Genomic DNA, 7,139 nt, shown 5'->3' on the forward strand with positions numbered 1-7,139 from the left:
ACTTGTTTAACCAATCTGGGACAGTAAACAACCGATAAGCTTGCTACTATAGAGGGATAAGTTAAATCAATTTATACAGCAAGGTTGTTCTATGTCCCCTCCTCTCTCAAAGTCTATACTGAAACCCTTGGCACTAAGCTTGCTCACAAGCCTAGTGCTTATGGGATGCCAGCCTAATTCAAACAAAGTCGACAGCACTGACCAACAAACTGACCCAGTAGCGGCCTCAGATACCCCAGCTCAGCCGACTACGTCTGCCCAAAATGATTCAGTCGCAGGCTCTACAGTACAGCGCACTGAACAACCTATTACTATTCTAGCGCTCGGCGACTCCCTCACCGAAGGCTTGGGCGTACCCGAAAATGAGGCTTATCCCGCTCAATTACAGGCCGCGTTACAGCAAGCTGGCTATGTTAATGCCAAAGTCATCAATTCAGGATTAAGTGGCGAGACCAGTACTGGACTTGTTAACCGCCTAGACTGGGTATTAAAGACCAAGCCTGACATCACTATTTTGACCACGGGCGCCAACGACGCCATGCGTGGCATTGAAGTGGCTACAGTAGAGAGTAACTTACGCACAGCGATAGAGCGTCTTCAAAGCGAAGGCAGTATGGTGGTACTGGGCGGCATGCAGATTTATGATAATTTAGGCGACGATTATGTGAAAGCCTTCTCTGCTATCTACCCGAAGTTGGCTGAAGAGTATGATATTGCCTTTATTCCTTTCTTTTTGGAAGGCGTAGGCGGGGTGGCCGAGCTCAATCAATCCGATGTTATCCATCCGACCGCTGAAGGCTATACCAAGATAGTTAATAACAATATTTTGCCGGTATTAACCCCTGTTATTGAAGAGGTTACTGAAACCGAAGCAAAGGCAGATAGTAAATAACCATTTTGAATAACCTTAAATAACTTTTAATAAAAGTCACTACAATAATCTAGGTTATAAATAAGCCTTTCGATAATAAATATAAGAGAATAATTATGAGAAAAAGTATATTTAAAACCTTTACCGAAACCATTAAACATTGGTACATCCCAGCCATTGTGGGCTCGATATTCATTGCTGTGGGTATTTATACCTTCGCAGCTCCTGCTACCTCTTATGTGGCCCTCTCTATCTTATTTAGCTTATCGTTTTTATTTGCCGGTATCTCAGAAATTAGCTTCTCATTGGCCAATAAAAATGAGATGGATAACTGGGGCTGGATGCTTGCCTTTGGTACTTTAACTACGGTAGTCGGTGGCTTATTACTGGCCAATCCAGAAGTCTCAATGCTAACGTTAAGCTTCTATGTGGGCTTCCTAATTATATTCCGAGCCATTAGTGCCATTAGCTTCTCTTTAGACTTAAAAGATTATGGGATTAGTGACTGGGCTAGGTTAATGGCCTTAGGGGTCATTGGCTTAATCTTCGGTGTGCTTATGGTATGGAAACCTACCTTTGCGGGTATGACCATCATTATTTGGACCGGCTTGGCCTTTATTACTACCGGTATATTCAGCCTATATCTGTCATTCAAATTGAAAAAACTTAATGAGCTACTCCAAAAAATGCCAGAGGAACTAAAAATTAGATTCAGAGAGTTACAGCGTGAAATGGATGAGGTTAATAAAGCCCCTTATCGCCAAGGTAAAACTTATGACCACGATCCTAAATCTTAGGTTACCGTCATAATTGACCGTGTCCCTGCTACAAAATCCAGTTAACCAACCCTTTATAAACCAGACGAGACCTTACTAATGACCTCTACCCCATCCGACTCATTGCCTTTATTACGTGCCAAAAATCTTAGCAAAAGCGTAATGATTGGTGATACCAAAACTGACATTATCAAGGATGTCGATGTGTCTATTGGGGCAGGTGAATTTGCAGTGATTATGGGTAAGTCAGGCTCAGGTAAGTCGACCTTACTTGGGCTGCTCGCAGGGCTTGATTATCCCGATAGTGGTGAAGTATGGCTTGATGGTCAGAACTTAACCAAACTGTCTGAAGATGAGTTGGCTCAAAAGCGGCAGCAGGATATGGGCTTTGTGTTTCAGTCGTTTCATCTGTTGCCGACGTTGACTGTGGCTGAGAACATCGCTTTTCCCTTAGACATTGCTCGCCAGCCTGATCCAGATAGAGTTGAAGAGTTACTGGTTGCTGTTGGATTGACCCATCGCCGTTATAGCCTACCACATCAACTTTCTGGTGGTGAGCAACAGCGCACTGCCTTGGCTCGAGCATTAGTGGCTCGTCCGAAGATTATCTTCGCTGATGAACCCACTGGTAATTTGGATGAGCAAAATGCACAGCAAGTCATGAACTTATTGCTTGAGCTACAGCAGCAGTCTGGCACGGCCTTGGTGGTGGTTACTCATGACCCTGCGTTAACGGAACATGCCGATCAGGTTATTACCATTCATGATGGTACGATCACGAACTAAGCAGGCCGTTCTTAACCTTGCAGTTATAAAAGCAAGAATACAATCTTATGAAGAGGCTTAGCAACCCTACCAATGGAGCCCCATGAAACCTAATAAAAAAGTCTTACTCATCGGTGGCACCAGTGGTATAGGTAAAGCGTTGCTAGAACGAATGCTTGAGGATCATAAGGTTGAGCAAATATTTGCCACTTATCATCGTCGTCAACCCATCACCAACTACCCTGACATCAAAGACCCTAATACTAAATCTACCGATACTAAAAATACTGATACTAGATATAAAGTTGTCTGGTTGGCGATGGATGTGACTTCTGAGCCGAGTATAGAACAAGCCATCGAGCAAATTAGCGAACACGTTGATCATATCGACTGGGTCATCAATGCAGTTGGACTGCTACACAATGGAAGCCATCAACCCGAAAAAGCAGTCAGGCAACTTGATCCAGACTTCTTTATCGACAATATGAAAGTCAACGCCCTACCCAGCTTATTGATTGCGAAACACATAAAGCCGTTATTACAAGCAAGGTTAAAAGCAGGCGTCCCGAGCGAAACAGACCCTGCTATTTATGTCACTATTTCAGCACGAGTCGGTAGCATTAGTGACAATAAGCTAGGGGGATGGTACAGCTACCGCATGAGTAAAGCAGCGTTAAATATGGGGATGAAAACACTTTCTATCGAATGGCAAAGGTCGTTAAAAAATGTCTGCGTGGCTGTAATGCAGCCGGGTACAGTAGATACCCCTTTATCCAAACCTTTCCAGACCAATGTGCCTGACGAAAAGCTTTTTCAGCCTCAACAATGTGCCGATAATTTACTGACAGTATTAAGCCAATTAACGGTAGAGGATACGGGCTACTTTGTTGATTGGGCAGGCAAGCCAATAGACTGGTAGCCGATTTTGATAGTGCCTTTATAAAATAACACATCGCTCTATCTTTTTATTTACTGGCTTTTAAACCTCTTAGATGAATGAAAATTAAAAAACTTGTTGTATGTCCTTTGCTCTCAAACAAAACTTTGGAATTTAACTCAACAAATGGACACAGTTAATTAACCTTAACTATTTATTAACTAAAATAAAGCCACTGACATAAACCGTGAAACGGTATACCATCATTATCCTCCTTTCTAGACGCCCCCTGATATCTCTAGACCTTATCAATAAAAGACAAGTCGTTGCACCACTATGACCACAAATATCTCTCCTACTCGTCCGACCTCATATTCAAACCTTGGTAGTAAATCCCTACAGCGAAGTTGGTGGCGCCACTGGATCTATCCGCTACTGTTTTTATTGGCAATGGTGTTGTCGTTATCGACTTACTTAACACTCGACTCTATTCAACAGTCGGTACGCGATTATGTCTCTGATAATCAGCGCGCGTTGGTGGGTGGTGACTTAATATTGAGCAGCAAAGAAGCATGGACACCTGAGCTATTACAGATATTGGAACCTTTAGAGTCAGACACATCGAAGGCGAGACAGACACAGCCAGAAGGTGTGGTTTACGACTATCAGTTTAATGCGATGGTATCCAGCGTGGCAACAGATGGAGGGTCTGATAAAGCAATCAATGAACAGCCCAAGTCAAACGACGCTACCCTACTGGCCCGAATCAAAGCAGTTTCAAACCAATATCCTTTATATGGTGAGGTTGAGCTGGCGTCGGGGCAGCCGCTGTGGCAAAAGCTGAAGCCCAAGCAAGTGGTGGTAGAAGCTCAAGTATTGACCGGGCTGAATCTAAAAATTGGTGATAAGGTCAAAATCGGTGATGTGGTCTTTACCATTGCCGATGAACTGATCACTGAGCCGGACCGCCCTTTGACTGCTTTTGGCTTCGGCGCTCGAGTGCTGATGTCTGATACTGACTTGGCGGCTACCAACTTGATGGGACAGCGCAGCCGGGTTGATTATCGTATTGAGCTGGCCGGTAGCCCTGAGCTAATGGCCAAGCAGCGAGCTGAACTACAGAAAATCACTGCCTCGCAGCCAGAGATTGAACTCACAGACGCTGATGAGACAGACACTTCAGTGACTCAAGTGTCTGATAATGTGCTGATGTTCCTTAAGTTATTGGTAATAGCAGTGCTGTTTTTATCGGCAGTGGCGCTGTTGAGTGTGGTCAAAGCCTTTGTTAGCTTACAACAAAACCCCAATGCCATACGCCGTGCGCTAGGTGAGTCAGTAAGTTCTATCAAGCGCAGTTATTACCAGCTATTTATTGCCATGGCAGTATTGGCTTGTTTGGCTTCCGGCGTACTCAGTCTGGGTATGTTAAAGGTGGGGGCTCAGTACCTCACTGCCATTTTACCACCACATATTGACCTGTCTATTCAGTGGTTAAGCTTCCTTAAGATCAGTGTGGTGGCTTTGGTCATTACCTTGTTGGTAGTACAGCATAGTCTCTATGCGGTGACCCATACCAAGCCTTCTGCGGTATTAAAGCAGGCCACAGACAATCACCGTCAACATCCGCCGCTTTATTGGTACGGCTTGGTGTTGCTGGCAAGCTTTGGTTTGATGGCTTACGAATTTAGCTCCTTATTAACTGGGCTAAAAGTGCTGGGCGCTATGCTGTTATTGGCTGCTGGCTTTTGGCTGATCGGTCGAGGTTGGTTATGGCTACTGGCCAAACTTGCCAGCAAGGGACTGTTTGGTAAAAAGACCGGTTGGATGGCCCGTACCGCCGTGCATAACCTGTCTCGCAAAGGCAATCAATCAGGGCTATTTTTTGTTACCCTAGCCTTATCGGTGGCGGTATTGACTATGATTACTTTGCTCAATCACAGCCTCAACACGCAGTTTGTGCAGGCTTATCCTAAAGATGCACCTAATTTATTTTTATTAGACATTCAAAGCGATCAGCATAAGGGGCTAGAGGCTGTGGTCAAACAGCCTATTACTTATTTCCCAGTGGTACGTGCCCGTGTTACTGAGGCCAATGGCGTCCCTGCTAGCGAGATTGAACCTGTTGGCGGTACTCAAGATGATCCGACGCGGGTATTTAATTTAAGCTATGCAGACAAGGTAATGGATACCGAGTTTGTTAAAGAATCAGTCACTAAGGATCAATTATACAGTCCAATCGATGACTCAAAATCGAATGAACCTTCAGAATCAGTCGTACCGTTATCGATATTAGATACCGCTGCTGAGCTACTTAATGTGGGTATCGGCGACCAAGTGCGCTTTAATATTCAAGGTATTGAAATCGTCGGTCAGATTACCAGTATTCGCGAGCGTTATGAGAGTGGCCCTAGTCCTTTCTTTTATTTCTTATTTGAGCCAAAGATATTGAAAGACGCACCGCAAATTCAGTTTGCGACCACCAAAGTCGCTACCGATAGCATTCCACAATTACAAACTGACCTTGCCCGTCAATTCCCTGCCATTACTACTATTGACGGTGGCGCTATTGCCAAGCAAGTGCAGGGCTTTGTGAGTCAGATGAGCCGACTGGTGCAGGTGTTTACCCTACTCGCTATTATTACCGGAATTATGGTACTAATCACGTCCCTATTATCAACGTCACAAGATCGCTTACGTGACAGTGCCTCGTTCCGTTTATTGGGCATGCAAACCAGTGATTTATATAAGATTAACATGCTAGAAATTGGCTTATTGGGGATTAGCGCAGGCGTGTTCGCTGTGGTATTGGCCAGTGGAGCTGCTTATTTGGTCATTGTGCACTGGTTTAACTTACGCTTTAGCATTCCTTGGGACAGCTTTGGAATCGGTGCTTTGATGTTGGTGGCGGTATTATTACTGATTGCGGTGAGTTATGTCAGGTTGGTTATTGGACGTGGGATTATGGCTAGGGTTCGGGGCATGGTTTAGTTGGCGTACAAGCTACAAGACAGCTGTTATGAAAAGAAGGGAGTTAGCAGACCATCTTGCTTAAAAATTTCATCACACTAATATACTGAAACACTACTTAATCAATTAGGTTTATCAACATTATAGTCTGACTTATGCTCTATAATTTTTCTAAAATATTGAAATATATCAATATTATTTTTTATCAAGATTGATTAAGACAATAAAAAAACCAAGCCCTAGCTAAATAAATAGACAAATAAACAGACAAATAAATTAAAACTTACAAACGGACATTCTATCTATGAAAACTATTTCTGAAGCAATGAACTGGCGTTACAGCACTAAAGACTTTGACCCTAATAAAAAAATATCTACCGAAGATTTTGAACAATTAAAAGACATTCTGCATCTGCAAGCCTCTAGCGTAAATATTCAACCTTGGCATTATATTATTGCTGATGATGACGCCGGTAAACAGCGCATGACTAAGGGTACGCAAGATATATTTGAAATGAATAAGAATAAACTTCTTGATTGCTCACATGTGGTGCTGTTTGCGACACGTGTGTATGCCGATGATGCGTATTTAGAGACGATCCTTGAGCAAGAAGATAAAGACGGTCGTTTTGCCAAGGAAGAGTACAAAACGCAAATGCACCAAGGGCGTAAAATGTTTTTAGATATTCATCGCTCTCTGTACACGACAAAAATGCTCAAAGTCTCAAAGGTCGTGGACTAGGAGACAAATAGCTTATTAGAACCTCAAACACACGTCGATTGCCAGCAAAGAAATACTCACGCAAACCATCAATCAAAACATCCAAACCAATAGCAAACAAACTTTGCTGGGGTCGACCATGTTTCTTAAGCTTTCGTCTTT

Annotated in this window: 6 protein-coding genes; all 6 read left to right on the top strand. The window is 43.4% G+C overall.

Features of this window, described 5'->3' with window-relative positions:
* Positions 1–91: 91 nt before the first annotated feature.
* Positions 92–892, top strand: a complete 801-nt coding sequence (locus tag A1019T_RS01390; protein WP_077450087.1) for an arylesterase — start codon at positions 92–94, stop codon at positions 890–892.
* 95 nt (positions 893–987) lie between these two features.
* Positions 988–1,668, top strand: a complete 681-nt coding sequence (locus tag A1019T_RS01395; RefSeq protein ID WP_077450088.1) for an HdeD family acid-resistance protein — start codon at positions 988–990, stop codon at positions 1,666–1,668.
* Positions 1,669–1,746: 78 nt separating this feature from the next.
* Positions 1,747–2,433 (top strand): ABC transporter ATP-binding protein, encoded by a 687-nt coding sequence (locus tag A1019T_RS01400; protein WP_077450089.1) that lies wholly within the window; start codon positions 1,747–1,749, stop codon positions 2,431–2,433.
* Between the two features lie 82 nt (positions 2,434–2,515).
* Complete coding sequence (locus A1019T_RS01405) at positions 2,516–3,331, top strand: SDR family NAD(P)-dependent oxidoreductase (protein ID WP_077450090.1); 816 nt, start codon at positions 2,516–2,518, stop codon at positions 3,329–3,331.
* Positions 3,332–3,625: 294 nt separating this feature from the next.
* Positions 3,626–6,277 carry an ABC transporter permease gene (locus tag A1019T_RS01410; RefSeq protein ID WP_077450091.1) on the top strand — a complete coding sequence of 884 codons (2,652 nt, stop codon included), beginning with the start codon at positions 3,626–3,628 and terminating at the stop codon, positions 6,275–6,277.
* A 283-nt stretch (positions 6,278–6,560) separates the two neighbouring features.
* The gene (locus A1019T_RS01415) at positions 6,561–6,998 is read left to right on the top strand and encodes a nitroreductase family protein (RefSeq protein ID WP_244156487.1); all 438 of its coding nucleotides are present in this window, start codon (positions 6,561–6,563) and stop codon (positions 6,996–6,998) included.
* Positions 6,999–7,139: the final 141 nt, after the last annotated feature.

The sequence above is a fragment of the Psychrobacter piechaudii genome, assembly GCF_900162825.1.
Classification (GTDB): Bacteria; Pseudomonadota; Gammaproteobacteria; order Pseudomonadales; family Moraxellaceae; genus Psychrobacter; species Psychrobacter piechaudii.